Consider the following 16,052-nt stretch of genomic DNA (forward strand, 5'->3'; position numbering starts at 1 on the left):
AATCGAACCGAACGGTTCGTTTCTGTTGACAATGCGTGCAAGACGCTGTGAACGCAGATCTTCCAAATCGTCAATTGGCGCGATGGCCCATTCGCCTAAGCTACGGATATTGTTCCATAAAAGCTCACGTGTAGGAGGCCTTGGCACAATTTCAAGATGCAGAGTCATGGGCCAGGCGCAACAACTTCGTGATTGGAAAGCGGGTATGGGCTCTCCCACATCGGGGCTGTCCGAACGACGCGATTTCCTCCCAAGACACGCCGCTAGACGGACGGAAAAAATACTGGAGTACCAAAAATGAAAAAGATTGTTCTTACTGCCGCCGCCCTTCTGGCCATTTCCGGCAGCGCCTTTGCCGGTGGCAGCGACCACTACGGCTCGAACGGTGCCAACCAGACCGCCGCTTCTGTCGACAGCTCGTACACGGCCTCGATCAAGAAGTCGGAACCGGCTGCCCAGACGCCTGCCCAGGGCGCTGACCGCAACCTGTTCGGCAACAACTAACAGCCGATCCCTGACCGCGGTGGGCAAGGGCCCGCCGCTCGGGATCGTCAGGAATTCAGGAGCACTAAAATGAAGAAGATCGTTCTTGCCACCGCGGCCCTTCTGGCCATTTCGGGCGGCGCCTTTGCAGCCGGCAGCGACCATTACGGTTCGGACGGCGCCAACCAGCCGGCCACCGCGGTCGACAGCTCGTACACCGCTTCGATCAAGCACTCGCAGCCGGCCGCCGAGAAGCCCGCCAACCAGGGCAGCGACCGCAACCTCTTCGGCAACAACTAAGCCGACGCGGACCGCGCTCCCGGACCTCTGGTCCGGGTTGTGGCCAACCGAAGATAGACGCGGCGGACAAGCCCGCCGCTCCGATACAAATTCAGGAGTACCAAAAATGAAGAAGATTGCTCTTACTGCCGCCGCTCTTTTGATTGCCGCCGGCAGCGCTTATGCCCGCAATGACAATGTTGGCGGGACCGACATCAACCAGCGGCCGGTCGCCACCGGCGTCGACACCACCCAGACGTCTTCGACGCGCGACACCAGCTCGCCGGTCTACAAGCTGCTGAACTCGTCGGGCGACGTCGAGAAGTCAGCCCCTCAGGGCAGCGACCGAAACCTGTTCGGCCGCTAACGGCCGAACGGAGCCGCCCATGCCGGTCCACCGGCAACGGGCTCGGCTGAATACCAAGAGCGGCGGGCAGTGCCCGCCGCTCTTGTTTTGTCCAACGTGACGTTCAGGCCGCCTTGGCTGCCGCCATGTGCAGCGTGAAGGAGTGGCCGTCGGCATCGAAGATGTGCAGGTCGCCAGCGTCCGCGGTCAGCCGCAGCGTCGCACCGCGCTTGACCTCGACATTGCCCGGCATCTTGGTCACCAGCGGCAGGTCGGCGCGGCCGATGTCGACATAGACGAGCTGCACCTCGCCGAGCTGCTCGACATAATCCACCGTTCCCTCGAACAGATAGTCCGTACCGGTGGCGATCGCCAGATCCTCCGGCCGCACGCCGAAGCTTACCGCCGCGCCATTCGCCGAGGCGGGCGTCGCGATCGGCACCGTCGCCTTGCGGCCGCCGACATGGCTAACGACGGTCGGATTGCCCGCCTTGTCGATCGTCGCCGGCAGGATGTTCATGGCCGGCGAGCCGATGAACTGGGCGACGAACAGATTGCCCGGCCTTTTGTAGAGGTCCATCGGCGTGCCGACCTGCTCGATATGGCCTTCTTTCAGCACGACGATGCGGTCCGCCAGCGTCATTGCCTCGACCTGGTCGTGGGTGACGTAGATCATCGTCGTGTTCGGCATCGATTCCTTGAGCTTGGCGATCTCGATACGGGTGGCGACGCGAAGTGCCGCGTCGAGATTGGACAGCGGCTCGTCGAACAGGAACACTTTCGGATTGCGCACGATGGCGCGGCCGATGGCGACGCGCTGGCGCTGGCCGCCCGACATCGCCTTGGGCAACCGGTCGAGATATTTGGTCAGCTGCAGGATCTCGGCCGCCTGCCGCACCCGCTTGTCGATCTCGGCCTTGCTTTCCTTGCCGATCTTCATCGAGAAGGCCATGTTGTCGTAGACGGTCATGTGCGGATAGAGCGCGTAGGACTGGAACACCATGGCAATGCCGCGCTTCGACGGCGGCACGTCGTTGACCACCTCGCCGGCGATCTTGAGCTCGCCCGAAGTGATCTCCTCCAGCCCGGCGATGGACCTCAGCAAGGTCGACTTGCCGCAGCCGGACGGGCCGACGAAGACGATGAACTCGCCCGACTTAATGTCGAGGTCGATGCCATGCAGGATGTTGAGATTGCCGTATGATTTCTTCACTTGCCTCAGCGTGACATCGGCCATGTTTTCCTCCCAGTGACGTCCGTTTCAAAAACTCAGTCGACGCGCCCGAACCAGGCGCCGTAGCCGCCAAGGCGGATGGTGCCGCTGCCAGCTTGGTTCGAAAAGCCGTGCCCGGGCAAGGGCTGAAGCGAGCCCTGGCCGAGATCGACTTCGGCCGGCTTGCTGCCCAGGTTGAAGACGCAGACGATGCGCTCGTTGCCCTCGCGGCGGGTGAAGGCGACGGTGTCGCCCTCGCTTTCAATGAAGGCGATGTCGCCCTTGGCCAGCGCCGGATGCAGGCGGCGGAAGGCGAGGAAGCGCCGGTAGTGCTCAAGCAGCGAGTTCGCGTCGCCCTGTTGCACGTTCACCGCTTGCGAAAGGTGCTTGCCCGGCACCGGCAGCCAGGGTTTTGCCGTCGAGAAGCCGCCATTGCTGGCGGTGGCATCCCACACCATCGGCGTACGGCAGCCGTCGCGGCCCTTGAATTCGGGCCAGAAGCGGATGCCGTAGGGGTCCTGCAGATCCTCGTACCGCAGCTCCGCCTCGCCAAGGCCGAGTTCCTCGCCCTGATAGAGGCAGACCGAGCCGCGCAACGACATCAGCAGCGCCGAGATCACCTTGAGGTAGGCGGTTGGATCGGCCTCGTTGGCCGCCCAGCGCGAGGCCGGCCGCACCACGTCGTGATTGGAGAAGGCCCAGCACGACCAGCCGTCGCTGGCGACCTTGCCGAAGGCTTCCAGCACCGAGCGCACCTTGGCGGCGCTGATCTTCTCGGGCGCCAGGAAGTCGAACGAATAGCACATGTGCACGCGCTTGCCGCCGGCGGTGTAGGCGGCCACCACTTCCAGGCCGCGTTGCGAATCGCCGACCTCGCCGACCGCGGCCTGCGCCGGATACTCGTCGAGCAGGGCGCGGAAGCGTTCGAGGAAGCCGAGGTTTTCCGGACGGCTCTTGTCGTAGATGTGGTCCTGGTAGTTGTAGGGGTTGACGGCAGGCGCCGTCTGGTCGTTGCGCTCTTCCGGCGGCAGCGGCGGATTGTTCTCCAGCCCCTGGCTGTGGAAATAGAAATTGATGGTGTCGAGGCGGAAGCCGTCGACGCCGCGCTCCAGCCAGAAGCGGGTGACGTCGAGCAGCGCATCCTGCACTTGCCTGTTGTGGAAGTTGAGGTCGGGCTGCTCGGCCAGGAAATTGTGCAAATAATATTGCTGGCGGCTGGTGTCCCATTGCCAGGCCGAGCCGCCGAAGATCGACAGCCAGTTGTTCGGCGGCGTGCCGTCGGGCCTGGCATCGGCCCAGACATACCAGTCGGCTTTCGGATTGTTCCGGCTCGAGCGGCTTTCCTTGAACCAGGGATGGATGTCGGCGGTGTGCGACAGCACCTCGTCGATCATCACCTTGAGGCCAAGCCGATGCGCTTCCGCCACCAACGCATCGAAATCGGCGAGCGTGCCGAACATCGGGTCGACGTCGCAATAGTCCGACACGTCGTAGCCGAAATCCTTCATCGGCGACTTGAAGAAAGGCGAGATCCAGATGGCGTCGACGCCGAGCGAGGCGATGTAGGGCAAGCGCCGCACAATCCCTTTCAGGTCGCCGATGCCGTCGCCATTCGAGTCCTGGTAGCTGCGCGGATAGATCTGGTAGATCACCGCGCCACGCCACCAGTCGCGATCGACGGCGGGGTCGGGCCTCGACGTCGCCTTCAAAGCCGATTGCATTATCTCAACCTCCTTTCACCGAGCCGGCAAGCAGCCCGCGTACGAAATAGCGCTGCAGCGAGAAGAACACGATCAGCGGCACGATGATGGTCACGAACGCCGATGTCGTGAGGATCTCCCAGTCGCCGCCGCGCGAGCCGAGCAGCGCGTTCAGCTTGGCGGTCAGCACTATCTGGTCGGCCTCCGTACCAAGGAAAACCATCGCCACCAAGAGATCGTTCCATACCCACAGGAACTGGAAGATGGCGAAGGAGGCCAGCACCGGGAACGACAGCGGCAACACGATCTTGACGAAGATCTCGAAATCGCTGGCGCCGTCGATGCGCGCCGATTCCATGATCTCGCGCGGCAGGCCGGCAATGTAGCTCCTGAGCAGGTAGATGGCGAAGGGCAGGCCGAAGCCGGTATGCGCCAGCCAGATGCCGAGATAGGTCTTCGACGGCACGCCGAAGAAGGAACCGACGCCATTGTAGAGCTTCAACAACGGGATCAGCGACATCTGCAGCGGCACGACGAGCAGGCCGATGATCACCGCGATCAGCAGTGCCCGGCCGGGAAAGCGCATCCAGGCCAGTGCATAGGCGGCAAATGCGGCGATCAAGATCGGGATCACCGTCGCCGGGATGGTGACGGTCAGCGAGTTCATGAAGGAGCGGCCGATGCCCTCGGAGAACAACACCGTCTTGTAGTTGTCGGTGGTGAATTTCGGCGGCGCCGACGAGGCGTAGTAGACACGCTGGCCGCGGTCGCCCTCGAAGGCCTTGGGCGATGAAAGCACGAAGGTGCCGTCGGCATTGACCTGCAGGGTGACGCCGTCACCGAGCTCGGCGGTCGAGCCGGCCGGATTTTGCGTTGGCGCCGCCGACTTGACGCCGAAGGCGCTGATATTGCGCTTGGCGCCGTCGCCGAAGATGTTGCCCTCGATGACGAACTTGCCATCCTTTTCGACCTGCGCCGAGGCGGCCGGCAGTCGTCCGGCCTCGGTCTGGCTGGAGCTGGCAAAGGAATTCCACCAGCCCGAGGCGATGATCTGGTCCTTGTCGCGCAGCGACGAGACAAGGATGCCGAGCGTCGGCACGGTCCAGATGGCGACGAAGATCAGCACCGCGATGTGGACGCCGAAGCGGCTGGCAAAGGACTTTCCGGTCGATGCGGCCATCTCAGTGCCCTCCCGTCTCTTTGTTGGCCTGTCGGATGTTCCAGACCATGATCGGAATGACCGCGATCATGATGATGATGGCGATGGTGGCGCCACGGCCGAAATCGCCGCCGCCGCGGAACATCCAGTCGAACATCAGATTGGCGAGCACCTGGCTGTTCCACTGGCCGTTGGTCATGGTCAGCACGATGTCGAACACCTTCAGCACCAGGATGGTGATGGTGGTCCAGACCACGGCGATGGTGCCCCAGATCTGCGGCACCATGATCTTCCAGAAGATCTGGAACGGGTTGGCGCCGTCGATCACCGCGGCCTCGATCGTCTCCTCGGGAATGCCGCGAAGCGCAGAGGAGAGGATGACCATGGCGAAGCCGGTCTGGATCCAGATCAGGATGACCATCAGGAAGAAATTGTTCCAGAACGGCAACGATATCCAGACCTGCGGCTGGCCGCCGAAAAACTGGATGATGGAATTGAGCAGGCCGATCTGGACCTGGCCTTCGCCGCGATACTCATAAATGAATTTCCAGATCACGCTGGCGCCGACGAATGAGATGGCGAGCGGCAGGAAGATCAGGCTCTTGGCGATGGTGCCCCACCAGATCTTGTCGGTGAGCACGGCGATGATGAGACCGAGGAAGGTGCAGGCCGCCGGCACCACCGCCAGCCAGACGATGTTGTTGAGGATGGAATTGCGGAACTCGCGATCGCCGAATGCCCACTCGTAATTGGCGAACCCGACGAAGCTCGTGCCGCCACGGTCGAAGAAAGAGAGCCACAGCGTCGCGATCACCGGATAAATCAGATAGATGGTGAGGATGATCATCGCCGGGCCGACGAACAGCCAGGGACGGATCAGCCCCTGCCGGCGCAGATTGTCTACGGCGGCTGTGCCGCTGACGCCGCGCGAGGGGAAGACGGTGTCGAGCGCCTTGTTGGCGCCCCAGAAATAGGCGACGCAGCCGCCGACGCCGACGATGATGACGAATATGGCTGAGAAAATCTGAGCCGCCATGGGTCCCTCTCCCCTGCGCATGGATCCGCCAGGACTGAAATGATCGTGGCGATCGTGCGCTGTTCTCGTTGTTGGGGCGCGAACGGGACAAGGAAGCGGAATGTCCGCCCACCCCGGCCGCGCCGCATGCCGGAATGTCTACGCTTTCACGACTGGGCTTTCACGACTGGAACCTGGTCCATCCCGGCCTGACCGGGATGAGATGTTGTGATGGGCCAGCCGGATCCGGGCAAGAAAGCCCGGATCCGCTTGGGAGGAGGAAGCAAGAGCTTCCGGTCGTGGGGCGCGACCTTACTTGATCGCGTCCCAGCTCTTCTGGATGTCGGTGGCGACGTCCTGGGCGGACTTGCCGCCGACGAGGTCGATCATGCCGGTCCAGAACGAGCCGGCGCCGATCTTGCCCGGCATCAGATCGGAACCGTCGAAGCGGAAGGTCGAGGCGTTGGCCAGGATCTCGCCCTGCTTCTTCAGCGCGTCGCTAGCATAAGCGTCCTTGTTGACCCCCTTGAACGGCGTCACGAAGCCGCCCTGGGCCATCCAGATCTCATGCGCCAGCGGCATCTTCAGGAACTCGATGAAGGCGCGCGCGGCCTTGCTGTCCTTGGTGATCATGGCCAGCGTGCCGGCGCCGAGCACCGGGGTGCCAAGATCGGGCTTCGAAGCATAGGGCGGGAAGTAGAAGAAATCGGCATCCTGGCCGAGCTTCGTGCCCTCGGGGAAGAAGGTCGGGATGAACGAGGCCTGATGGTGCAGGTAGCACTTCGGCGGCACCGAGAAGAGGCCCTTCGGGCTGTCGCGGAAGTCGGTCGCGGCAACCGCCTTGGCGCCGCCGTCGACCATCTTGTCGTCGGTCGCGATCTTGCCAAAGATGTCGATGGCGTTGACGACCGCCGGGTCGTTGAACGGAATCTCGTTCTTCACCCATTTGTCGTAGACATCGGGCGTCTGCGTGCGCAGCATGATGTCCTCGACCCAGTCGGTCGCCGGCCAGCCGGTGGCGCCGCCGGAGCCGAGACCGATGCACCACGGCTTGCCGCCATCGGCGATGATCTTCTTCTCGAGCTCAGCCAATTCTTCCTGCGTCTTCGGGACCTTGTAGCCGGCTTCTTCGAAATTGTCCGGCGAGTACCAGACCAGCGACTTCACGTCGGCCTTGTAGGGGAAGGCGAAGAAGCCAGGCTTGCCGTCCTTGTCCTTGAAGGTGCCGAGGTCGACCCAGGACTGGCCGGCGCCGTAATTGTCCTTGACCCACTTTGCGGTGTCGTCGCCAAGCGGCGTCAAAAGGCCCTTGGAGGCCAGGTCCTGGATCAGGCCCGGCTGCGGCAGCACGGCGATGTTGGGCGGGCTGCCGGCCTGGGTGTCGATGACGATCTGCTGTTCGTAGTTCTCCGACGAGGAGTATTTGATCTCGACGCCGGTGGCTTCCTGGAAATATTCGAGGACGGTGCGCACCAGGCCTTCATCCTCGCCGCGCCATGGCCCGAAGATGGTCAGGGTCTCGCCCTTGAGATCGACCTTCTTCAGCTCTTCGTAGTTCGCCCAGTTGAAGCGCGGGTCCTCTCCCGGCTTGAACTTCAGTTCGGCTTGCGCCGGCAGGCTCAAGGCGAGCGTAGCGAACGCGGCGCCCAGCAGAAGCATCTTCTTCATCGGTATTCCTCCCAGTGGTCACAAACACCCGGACGGAACCTCCATTCCGTCCGCCGACGCCGCAGGACTGTGACTCAGTCAGAAAGGAACCGCAACCTTTCGAAGAGTCTTCCAAAGCGCTTTGGTCTTTTCGATCTCGCCATTGATTCAACCGAAAGTCAAGAGGGTTAAGAGACTAATCGATTTAATTTTGGCGATAAACACTCCTGAAAGTGCGCTGCAGCACGTTTTTTTGGCACTGCAGCAGCATATTTTGCTTCAAACCCACCTGAACGCTGCTTATGGTCGGCGGGGTTGCCGGTCACCAGCGTTCGTTGCCGGTTTAACTCAAATTAAAAGCGCTTTGAGGCTTGGAGGCCTCCAGTGAACCTCAAACAGCTGTCGCATATGCTGGCGCTTTCGCAGACCACGGTGAGCCGCGCGCTGAACGGCTATCCGGAGGTCAACGAGGAAACGCGGCGGCGGGTGATGGATGCGGCCAAGCGCCATGGCTACCGCCCCAATCCGAGCGCGCGCCGGCTGGCGACCGGCAAGACCGGGATGATCGGCTATGTGCTGCCGACCGGCAATGCCGTCGACATCGACCCGCATTTCGTCGAGTTCCTCTCCGGCCTCGGCGACTATGCGCGCTCGCACGAGCTCGACCTCGTGCTGTCGCCGGCGGACGCCGACGACCAGGAGACCACCTACCGCCGCATCGTCGCCAACCGGCAGGTCGACGCAGTCTACATCTCGTCTCCGCGTCCTGCCGACCGGCGCGTGGCGCTGCTCAACACGCTCGGCATCCCCTTCATCGTCCATGGCCGCAGCGAGGGCTTCGATTTCGACTATGCCTTCCTCGACATCGACAATGAGGGCGCCTTCCACGAGGCGGCACGGCTCCTGGTCCAGCTCGGCCACAGGCGGCTGGCGCTGATCAACGGCGACGACCGCGAGACCTTCGCCATCCATCGCGAACGCGGCATGCGACGGGCGCTCGCGGTGAGCGGGCTGGTGCTCGGCGAACGCCATATCTGTTCGGTCGCCATGACCGAGGAGAACGGCTATCGCGCCGCCAGGCGCCTGCTCGAACAGAGCGAGCCGCCGACGGCGATCGCTTGCTCCAGCCTGATCATGTCGCTCGGCGTCGTGCGTGCGGTGCGCGATCTCGGCCTGACCATTCCGGGCGATCTCTCTTTGATCGCGCATGACGACGTCTTTCCCTGGCTGAAACCGGAGAATTTCCCCGTGCCGCTGTCGACGACGCGCTCGTCGATCCGGCTCGCCGGCGCCCGGGTCGCCGAACGCCTGGCTGCGCGCATATCGGGGCTCGAAGAGGGCGCGCGCGGCGAGGTCTGGCCGGTGGATCTGGTGGTGCGGGGATCGGTGGCGGGAGCGCCGGGGTAGCGGCAAACTCGGCAAGACGTTCAAATTTGAGCTTCCGCGCTCATGCTTTGTCGAGAGTATGTCCTGTAGTCTTTTCACACCTTCTGCGCCCATCAGTTTTGGCCGTTTTGAAGCGCCGCCGGCGACGATGACGACGAAATAGGAGAACGCAATGACTCGCAATCACGTTGAACGTCTTGGAGAGTTCAGGGAAATCCTGGTCGCAACTCGACGCGAAGGCGTCCGTAACGTGCACCATACTCGCGACGCCATGCGGGCAAGTGGCTTTCAGATCGGGGACAGCGATGGCTCCAGCTATGGTGCCCAGTTGAAGGCGCTCCAAGAGGAGATTGAGGCAGTCGATCGCGCCATCGAAGACGAAAAGCGGTTGGCCCTGACTCTCGAGGGCGCGGCTCAATCCCGTCGACCGGCTAAGCCGAGAATCGTGAAGCGAGCATAGAGCCAACAACGGCAGTTGGTGCTCATCGGGTCGATTGCTAAGACCCGGCCTTCGGCTTCCGGCTCGTTCTGCATCGGCGGCCATACGGCTGATCGAGTGTTCGACGCAATCCGATTCGACAGAAGCTTCACTCCTTCGCCGCTTCGGCCGCCTTCGTATCCAGCAGCCCGTAGCCGAAGTCATTGTCCCTGCCCTTCGGGCCGAGATCCCTCGCGGTGTCGGCCAGCGCCTTCTCGATCTCGTCGGCCGAACGGTCGGGCGCGACATGGATCAGGTTGGCGATGGCGCCGGACACGATCGCCGCGGCGAAGGAGGTACCGGTGACGACGTCGGAGCCGGCGCCGCTCGGTGCCACCATCTCGACGCCGGGGGCCGAGATGAAGACATAGGCGCCGCGATTGGCCTGCGGCATCAGCCCGTCCTTGGCATCGGTGGCGGTCACGGCGATGACGCCGTCAAAGGCGGCCGGGTAGCCATAGGGCGCTTTCGGCCCGTTATTCCCAGCGGCGGCGACCAGCACGATGCCCAGCGCGCGGGCGTTGCGGCAAGCAATGCCGAGCAGGTCGTTCTTCGGGCCGACGAAACTCATGTTGATGATGCGCACGTCCTGCTCCGCCGCCCAGTCGAGCGCCGACAGGATGACGTCCATTGTCGACTTGCCGCCCTCGAAGGCGCGGGCGTGGTAGATCTTGGCGCCCGGCGCCATGCCCTTCAGGGCGCCGACGCCGGCGATCAGGCCATCGATCGAGGTGCCATGATCGCGCTTTTCGACCGGCACGCTGGGCATGGCGTCGAACTGGTCGGCGATGACACCCGACAGCGCCGGGTTGGTGTCGTCGATGCCGGTGTCGATGACGGCGACGCGCACATTCTCGCCGCTGGCCGCCTTGGCGTCGAGCGCAATGCGGTCGAAGGCATAGTTGACGATGCCGGCCGCCTGCTGCAGCGAATAGACATGGTTGGGCTCACGCCGCATTGTGCGGCCGTCAGCGGCAAGCTGCGCCAGCACGATGCCGACCGGGCGTCCGTCGGGAATGCCGAAGCGCGCCAACGTCGTGCCGAGCAGCCGCGACCGGCGCTCGGAGCGCACTTCGAGGCCGAAGGAAGCGGCGATCTGCTGCACGGTGGCGGCATCGCCATCAACCGTCACAAGCACCTCGTCGGGCACGAAATCGCCGACGATGGCGCGTTGCGGCTCGGTCGCGACGAGGTCGGTCGGCGAAATGATCGGACCGCCAAGCGCCACCGCCTGCACCGGCGGGGCCGGTGGGCCCGGCGGCGGCAGCGAGCTCGCCGGATCGCGGCGCGGGTCGGGCGTCGGCAGCGGCGTCGCGCCGCCGGGAGGATTGGGGAACAGGTCGACGATCAGCGCCGGCAGAAAAACGGCTCCGCCGCCGGCAGGCCCGGTGCCGGACGTCCCGCCGTCCTTGGCGCAGTCGGCGCCGGCGGCGTTTGTCCGGTCGGCACAATCGGTTTGCGCCGGCGGCTGGTCCTTGCTCTGCGCAAGAACGGGCGTGGCGGCGATTGTCGTCGCCGCCAGCAGAAATCCAGCAAATGCGATGACTGCCCTAGCCGCCATCAACCGGTTTCCTTCCCTCGATCACAGCATCCGCGAAAGGCTGGGCGGCAATAAGGCCAAGCAGCTTCTCGTAGTCGGCGCCTGTCTTGGCCGGCACGGCAATGTGGAAGACGCCATCGGCGGTCGGGCCGCCCGATATCTTCAGCCCATTCTGATCGAGGAAGGCGGCGATGTCGGACATCTTCGCCTCCGGCTTGAACTTGACGAGAGCGAACGGCATCTTTGCCAGCTCGTCCCCAGTGCCGGCGACTTCGAAATCATTGCCCTTGCCGCCGGGCTGGACGAAGGACTGCACCACCACCAGCGCCAGCAACGCCGCCGCGGCCGCCCAGGCGACGGTGGCGGGCACCGCCATGAAGCGATTGAGGGCCTGCGAGAGCCATGACGGGCTGGCCGGCGCACGCGCCGGACCGGCCTCGGCGTCGAGCGCCCGGGCAAAGCGGCTCAGCGCATCGGCCGGCGGGCGGATCGCCTCGTTGGCGGCGGCGACGCCGGAGAATTCGGCCTCGGCCTCGCCGAGCGCGGCAAGCGCTGCCGGATCGGTCGCCAGCCATTCCTCGACGGCCTCGAGCTCGGCGCCTTCCAGCGAGCCGTTCAGGTAGAACGGCAGCAGCGTTTCCATCTCGTCGCGGCGCGACATCTTTTCAGCGGCGCTCATGGCCACCCCCTGTCGTAACCGGCGGCCTTGAGGGCCTCGCCGAGTTTCTTGCGGGCGTAGAACATCCTGGTCTTGACGGTGGCGACGGGAATGCCGAGCACCGCGCCGATCTCGGTCACCGACTGTCCATGGTAATAGGCAAGGTCGATCACCGTGCGGTGCTCTTCGGGCAAGGCATCGATGAAGCGCCGCAAGGCGGCGCCCTTGTCTTCCTTCATGGTGACGACTTCCGGCGTATCGGCGCTGTCGGGGACCTGGGCAGCGTCATCGTCGTCGATCCAGTCCTCCTTCTTCTTGCGCAGCGAGGACAGCGCCTTGAAGCGGGCGATGCCGAGCAGCCATGTCGAGACTTCCGAGCGCCCTTCGAAACTGGGCGCCTGGCGCCACAGTTCGAGGAACACCTCGTTTGCAATATCGTCGGCCATCATTTCCGATCCCGTCTGGCGCGCCACGAAGCGGTAGACCCGCGCGTGGTGACGCATGAACAGGAGCCGCACGGCAGCCCGGTCGCCCTTCGCGACCCGGTCGACAAGCGCGCGATCGGTCTCCATCGCCGCTGTCATGGCCGGTCGAGCCGCCTGGCTCCTCGTTGCTCTGTCGCCGATCGGTCCAAAAAGGTTCATCCTCCGCCAAGGAATTTTCGGAAGCTAACCGAAGAGCGGGGAGGTTGCCAGTAGGGGCGCTTTCCTTCTCCCCTCGGGGAGAAGGAGAAGGTCACCCCAGGAACGGCTTCGCCTTCATCGTCGCCGGTATTTCCACGCCGAGCCGGCCCAGCACCGTCGGCGCCAGTTGCAGCTGGTCGAGCAGCGTGTCGGGCTCGGGACCCTTGCCCGGACCGAAATAGTATAAGGCAAAATCCTGCATCTCGTCGTCGTGGCCGCCGTGGTGGCCGCGGACGGTCTGGCCGTGGTCAGCGGTGACGATCACTTCGTAGCCGGCTTGCCGCCAGACCGGCAAGAAGCCGGCGAGCATGGCGTCCATCGCATAGCAGGCATGGTCCATCTCGTGGCAGTCATGGCCGAAGCGATGGCCCATGGAGTCCAGCGTGCAGGTGTGCAGGATGCCGTAGTCGATGCCGTGGCGCCTGGCCAGCATGGTCAGCGTGGCGAACAGGTCGACATCGCTCGGCGTCATCTGGTTCTTGAGATTGTAGCCGGTCATCGTGTGGAAGCGGCCATGGCTGATCGGCCCGCCCGGTTCGTCGAACTCCATGTCCTCGACGAGGTCGAACGGATAGGAGCGGAAGAATTCGGACCAGTAGGAATGGGTCACCGCACCCGTCTTGCCGCCTGCCTTGCTGACCTCGGAGAAGATGTCCGGCTGCTGGACCCTGAACCGGTTCTCGTTGGAGAGGATGCCATGCACCTGCGGCGCAACGCCGGTGTGGATCGAGGCATAGCAGCAGGCCGAAGTCGACGGCAGCACCGAGCGCATCTTCCACACTTGCGCTTCGCCAGACTGCACCCAGCCCTCGAGATTGCCCATCAGCCGGCGCCAGTTCCGGTAGGGCACGCCGTCGAGGATGATGAGCAGAAGTTTTGTCGCGAGCGCCATCGGCGGCTCCATGCGGTCTTGCCGGAGAGATTTGGGGTTGGCCGATCCGGCCAAGCCCAAACGTAGTGAGAGAATCGGCAGGAGGCTCGCTAGTTCCCCGCGCTCGCCATGCGACGGCCCGCGATCGCCTTCTCCAGCCAGCCGATTTCCATTTCCGGCACGGAGGACAACAGAAGGTCGGTATAGGCATCGAAGGGCGGCGTCAGCACCTTGCTCTTCGAGCCATAGCGCACCACCTCGCCGCGATACATCACCGCGATCGAATCGGCGATCGACTTCACCGTCGCCAGATCGTGGGTGATGAACAGATAGGCGACCTTCTCGTGCTGCTGCAGGTTGAGCAGCAGCTTGAGGATGCCGTTGGCCACCAGCGGGTCGAGCGCGGAGGTCACCTCGTCGCAGATGATCAGCTTGGGCTTGGCCGCGAGCGAACGCGCAATGCAGACGCGCTGCTTCTGGCCGCCCGACAGCTCGGCCGGATAGCGGTCGACGAAGCCCTTGCCCATCTCGATCTCGTCGAGCAGTTCGGCAACGCGCTTGTCGCGCTCGCGGCCCTTCATGCCGAAATAGAACTCCAGCGGCCGGCCGATGATTGTGCCTACGGTCTGGCGGGGGTTCATCGCCACGTCCGCCATCTGGTAGATCATCTGCAGCTGGCGCAGATCCTCCTTCGGCCGGTCGGCAAGCCTGTTGCCGAGCGTGCGGCCGTCGAAGACGACACTGCCTTGCTCCGGCGGCAAAAGCCCGGTGATGGCGCGCGCCAGCGTCGACTTGCCGGAGCCGCTCTCGCCGACCACGGCCAGCGTCTGGCCCGGAAAGATGTCGACCGAGACGTTCTTCAGCACCTTGACGTGGCCGCCGCCATAGGCGGCGGTGACGTTCTTGACCGACAGGAACGGCGTCGCGCTGGGCTTCTGCTCCTGGTGCTCGATCTCGTGCACCGAGACCAGCGCATTGGTGTATTCCTGGCGGGGTTCCTTGATGATCTGCCTTGTGCCGCCCCATTCGACCAGCCGGCCGTGGCGCAGCACCATGATCTCGTCCGACACCTGGGCGACGACGGCAAGGTCGTGAGTGATGTAGAGCGCCGCAACGTGGGTGTCGCGGATGGCGTCCTTGATCGCCGCCAGCACGTCGATCTGGGTCGTCACGTCGAGCGCGGTGGTCGGCTCGTCGAAGACGATCAGGTCGGGTTCCGAGCACAGCGCCATCGCCGTCATCACCCGCTGCAGCTGGCCGCCGGAGACCTGGTGCGGGAAGCGTTCGCCGATGGTTTCGGGATTCGGCAGGCTGAGCTTCTTGAACAGCGCCACGGCGCGTTTCTCGGCCTCGGCCCGTGTCGCCGTGCCGTGCAGCAGGGTGGCTTCCACCACCTGGTCCATCAGCTTGTGCGCCGGATTGAAGGCGGCGGCCGCCGATTGCGCGACATAGCAGACCTCGCGGCCGCGCAATTTGCGGAAACCTTCCTTGCCGCCCTTGAGGATATCGCGGCCGTTGAGGAGCACCTCGCCGCCGGTGATGCGCACGCCACCGCGGCCATAGCCCATCGACGACAGGCCAATGGTCGATTTGCCGGCGCCGGACTCGCCGATCAGGCCGAGCACCTTGCCCTTTTCCAGCGTCAGCGAGACGTCATGGACCAGCACGATGTTCTTCGGCGCCTCGCCGGGCGGAAACACTGTCGCTTCGATGCGCAGGTTGCGGATATCGAGCAGCAGGCCGGGCTTTGCTTTTGTGTCGGCCATCACCCGCGTCCTCCCTTCAGACTTGTCGTGCGGTTGAGGATCCAGTCGGCGACAAGGTTGACCGAGATTGCCAGTGCGGCGATTGCCGCCGCCGGAATGAGCGCGGCACCGATGCCGAAGACGATGCCGTCCTTGTTTTCCTTGACCATGCCGCCCCAGTCGGCGTCCGGCGGTTGCACGCCAAGGCCGAGGAACGACAGCGTCGACAGGAACAGCACGGCATAGATGAAGCGCAGGCCGAGTTCCGATACCAGCGGCGACAGCGCGTTGGGCAGGATTTCGCGGAAGATGATCCAGCCGCTGCCTTCGCCGCGCAACTTGGCGGCTTCGACATAGTCCATGACGTTGATGTCGACGGCCACCGCACGCGACAGCCGGTAGACGCGGGTCGAGTCGAGAACGCCCATCACCAGGATCAGCGTCACCAGGGTGGTCGGCAGCACCGAGAGCACGACGAGCGCCATGATCAGCGTCGGGATCGACATCAGCAGGTCGACAAGACGCGACAACAGCGTGTCGAACCAGCCGCCGAACACTGCTGCCGAAAAGCCGAGGATGGCGCCGAGCGAGAAGGACAGCGCAGTCGCAAGCACCGCGATGAACAAAGTGATGCGGGCGCCGTAGATCATGCGCGACAACAGATCGCGGCCAAGATTGTCGGTGCCCAGCCAATGTGCCGAAGACATCGGTTCCCAAGGAACGTCACTGACAATCTCGGCATTGCCGTGCGGTGCGATCCATGGCGCGAACACGGCTGCCACGACAAACATCGTCGTCAGCACGATGCCGATCAGTGCGGGGATGGGGATGCGTTTGATATCGAGCATG

16 protein-coding genes are annotated in these 16,052 nt (G+C 63.9%); 5 read left to right on the forward strand and 11 right to left on the reverse strand.

What is annotated here, in order from left to right:
- The first annotated feature begins 297 nt into the window (after positions 1–297).
- The 3 genes from JG743_RS01895 (at position 298) to JG743_RS01905 (ending at position 1,129) form a co-directional block, all read left to right on the forward strand.
- Positions 298–504, forward strand: a complete 207-nt coding sequence (locus tag JG743_RS01895; RefSeq protein WP_202297625.1) for a DUF680 domain-containing protein — start codon at positions 298–300, stop codon at positions 502–504.
- Between the two features lie 69 nt (positions 505–573).
- Positions 574–783 carry a DUF680 domain-containing protein gene (locus JG743_RS01900; RefSeq protein ID WP_202297627.1) on the forward strand — a complete coding sequence of 70 codons (210 nt, stop codon included), beginning with the start codon at positions 574–576 and terminating at the stop codon, positions 781–783.
- A gap of 106 nt (positions 784–889) precedes the next feature.
- A complete protein-coding gene (locus tag JG743_RS01905; RefSeq protein WP_202297629.1) occupies positions 890–1,129 on the forward strand; it encodes a DUF680 domain-containing protein in 240 nt (79 codons plus the stop codon).
- Between the two features lie 103 nt (positions 1,130–1,232).
- On the opposite strand, the gene JG743_RS01910 is transcribed toward JG743_RS01905, so the two are convergent.
- The 5 genes from JG743_RS01910 to JG743_RS01930 form a co-directional block, all read right to left on the reverse strand.
- Positions 1,233–2,345 (reverse strand): ABC transporter ATP-binding protein, encoded by a 1,113-nt coding sequence (locus JG743_RS01910; protein WP_202297630.1) that lies wholly within the window; start codon positions 2,343–2,345, stop codon positions 1,233–1,235.
- Positions 2,346–2,377: 32 nt separating this feature from the next.
- On the reverse strand, positions 2,378–4,042 hold the full coding sequence (bglA, locus tag JG743_RS01915) for a beta-galactosidase BglA (RefSeq protein WP_202297631.1): 1,665 nt from the start codon (positions 4,040–4,042) through the stop codon (positions 2,378–2,380).
- 4 nt (positions 4,043–4,046) lie between these two features.
- A complete protein-coding gene (locus JG743_RS01920) occupies positions 4,047–5,201 on the reverse strand; it encodes a carbohydrate ABC transporter permease (protein WP_202297632.1) in 1,155 nt (384 codons plus the stop codon).
- A gap of 1 nt (position 5,202) precedes the next feature.
- Positions 5,203–6,216, reverse strand: a complete 1,014-nt coding sequence (locus tag JG743_RS01925; protein WP_202297633.1) for a carbohydrate ABC transporter permease — start codon at positions 6,214–6,216, stop codon at positions 5,203–5,205.
- Positions 6,217–6,507: 291 nt separating this feature from the next.
- Complete coding sequence (locus tag JG743_RS01930) at positions 6,508–7,863, reverse strand: ABC transporter substrate-binding protein (RefSeq protein WP_202297634.1); 1,356 nt, start codon at positions 7,861–7,863, stop codon at positions 6,508–6,510.
- A gap of 363 nt (positions 7,864–8,226) precedes the next feature.
- Here JG743_RS01930 and JG743_RS01935 point away from each other — a divergent pair, with 363 nt between their 5' ends.
- A complete protein-coding gene (locus JG743_RS01935) occupies positions 8,227–9,249 on the forward strand; it encodes a substrate-binding domain-containing protein (protein ID WP_202297642.1) in 1,023 nt (340 codons plus the stop codon).
- A 151-nt stretch (positions 9,250–9,400) separates the two neighbouring features.
- Entirely contained in the window at positions 9,401–9,688 is a 288-nt protein-coding gene (locus JG743_RS01940; protein ID WP_202297651.1) for a hypothetical protein, read from the forward strand.
- 127 nt (positions 9,689–9,815) lie between these two features.
- Here the strand turns inward: JG743_RS01940 and JG743_RS01945 are convergent, their stop codons facing one another.
- The 6 genes from JG743_RS01945 to JG743_RS01970 all read right to left on the reverse strand — a co-directional run bounded on the left by JG743_RS01945 (position 9,816) and on the right by JG743_RS01970 (position 16,051).
- A complete protein-coding gene (locus JG743_RS01945; protein WP_202297653.1) occupies positions 9,816–11,267 on the reverse strand; it encodes a S8 family serine peptidase in 1,452 nt (483 codons plus the stop codon).
- Positions 11,257–11,925, reverse strand: coding sequence for an anti-sigma factor (locus JG743_RS01950; RefSeq protein ID WP_202297655.1), 669 nt, complete (start codon positions 11,923–11,925; stop codon positions 11,257–11,259). The genes JG743_RS01945 and JG743_RS01950 overlap by 11 nt, the downstream gene beginning before the upstream one ends.
- Positions 11,922–12,488 (reverse strand): sigma-70 family RNA polymerase sigma factor, encoded by a 567-nt coding sequence (locus JG743_RS01955; RefSeq protein WP_202297657.1) that lies wholly within the window; start codon positions 12,486–12,488, stop codon positions 11,922–11,924. The genes JG743_RS01950 and JG743_RS01955 overlap by 4 nt, the downstream gene beginning before the upstream one ends.
- 151 nt (positions 12,489–12,639) lie before the next feature.
- On the reverse strand, positions 12,640–13,479 hold the full coding sequence (locus JG743_RS01960; RefSeq protein WP_202297660.1) for an alkaline phosphatase family protein: 840 nt from the start codon (positions 13,477–13,479) through the stop codon (positions 12,640–12,642).
- 89 nt (positions 13,480–13,568) lie between these two features.
- Positions 13,569–15,224, reverse strand: coding sequence for an ABC transporter ATP-binding protein (locus JG743_RS01965; protein WP_202297662.1), 1,656 nt, complete (start codon positions 15,222–15,224; stop codon positions 13,569–13,571).
- Complete coding sequence (locus tag JG743_RS01970; protein ID WP_202297664.1) at positions 15,224–16,051, reverse strand: ABC transporter permease; 828 nt, start codon at positions 16,049–16,051, stop codon at positions 15,224–15,226. The genes JG743_RS01965 and JG743_RS01970 overlap by 1 nt, the downstream gene beginning before the upstream one ends.
- Position 16,052: the final 1 nt, after the last annotated feature.

It is taken from the genome of Mesorhizobium sp. 131-2-1 (assembly GCF_016756535.1).
Classification (GTDB): domain Bacteria; phylum Pseudomonadota; class Alphaproteobacteria; order Rhizobiales; family Rhizobiaceae; genus Mesorhizobium.

What these genes read in the sequence shown, in the direction of transcription:
- JG743_RS01895 (WP_202297625.1), top strand. Translation starts at nt 298, where the DNA reads ATGAAAAAGATTGTTCTTACTGCCGCCGCCCTTCTGGCCATTTCCGGC.
- JG743_RS01900 (WP_202297627.1), top strand. Translation starts at nt 574, where the DNA reads ATGAAGAAGATCGTTCTTGCCACCGCGGCCCTTCTGGCCATTTCGGGC.
- JG743_RS01905 (WP_202297629.1), top strand. Translation starts at nt 890, where the DNA reads ATGAAGAAGATTGCTCTTACTGCCGCCGCTCTTTTGATTGCCGCCGGC.
- JG743_RS01910 (WP_202297630.1), bottom strand. Translation starts at nt 2,345, where the DNA reads ATGGCCGATGTCACGCTGAGGCAAGTGAAGAAATCATACGGCAATCTC.
- bglA (WP_202297631.1), bottom strand. Translation starts at nt 4,042, where the DNA reads ATGCAATCGGCTTTGAAGGCGACGTCGAGGCCCGACCCCGCCGTCGAT.
- JG743_RS01920 (WP_202297632.1), bottom strand. Translation starts at nt 5,201, where the DNA reads ATGGCCGCATCGACCGGAAAGTCCTTTGCCAGCCGCTTCGGCGTCCAC.
- JG743_RS01925 (WP_202297633.1), bottom strand. Translation starts at nt 6,216, where the DNA reads ATGGCGGCTCAGATTTTCTCAGCCATATTCGTCATCATCGTCGGCGTC.
- JG743_RS01930 (WP_202297634.1), bottom strand. Translation starts at nt 7,863, where the DNA reads ATGAAGAAGATGCTTCTGCTGGGCGCCGCGTTCGCTACGCTCGCCTTG.
- JG743_RS01940 (WP_202297651.1), top strand. Translation starts at nt 9,401, where the DNA reads ATGACTCGCAATCACGTTGAACGTCTTGGAGAGTTCAGGGAAATCCTG.
- JG743_RS01945 (WP_202297653.1), bottom strand. Translation starts at nt 11,267, where the DNA reads ATGGCGGCTAGGGCAGTCATCGCATTTGCTGGATTTCTGCTGGCGGCG.
- JG743_RS01950 (WP_202297655.1), bottom strand. Translation starts at nt 11,925, where the DNA reads ATGAGCGCCGCTGAAAAGATGTCGCGCCGCGACGAGATGGAAACGCTG.
- JG743_RS01955 (WP_202297657.1), bottom strand. Translation starts at nt 12,488, where the DNA reads ATGACAGCGGCGATGGAGACCGATCGCGCGCTTGTCGACCGGGTCGCG.
- JG743_RS01960 (WP_202297660.1), bottom strand. Translation starts at nt 13,479, where the DNA reads ATGGCGCTCGCGACAAAACTTCTGCTCATCATCCTCGACGGCGTGCCC.
- JG743_RS01965 (WP_202297662.1), bottom strand. Translation starts at nt 15,224, where the DNA reads ATGGCCGACACAAAAGCAAAGCCCGGCCTGCTGCTCGATATCCGCAAC.
- JG743_RS01970 (WP_202297664.1), bottom strand. Translation starts at nt 16,051, where the DNA reads ATGCTCGATATCAAACGCATCCCCATCCCCGCACTGATCGGCATCGTG.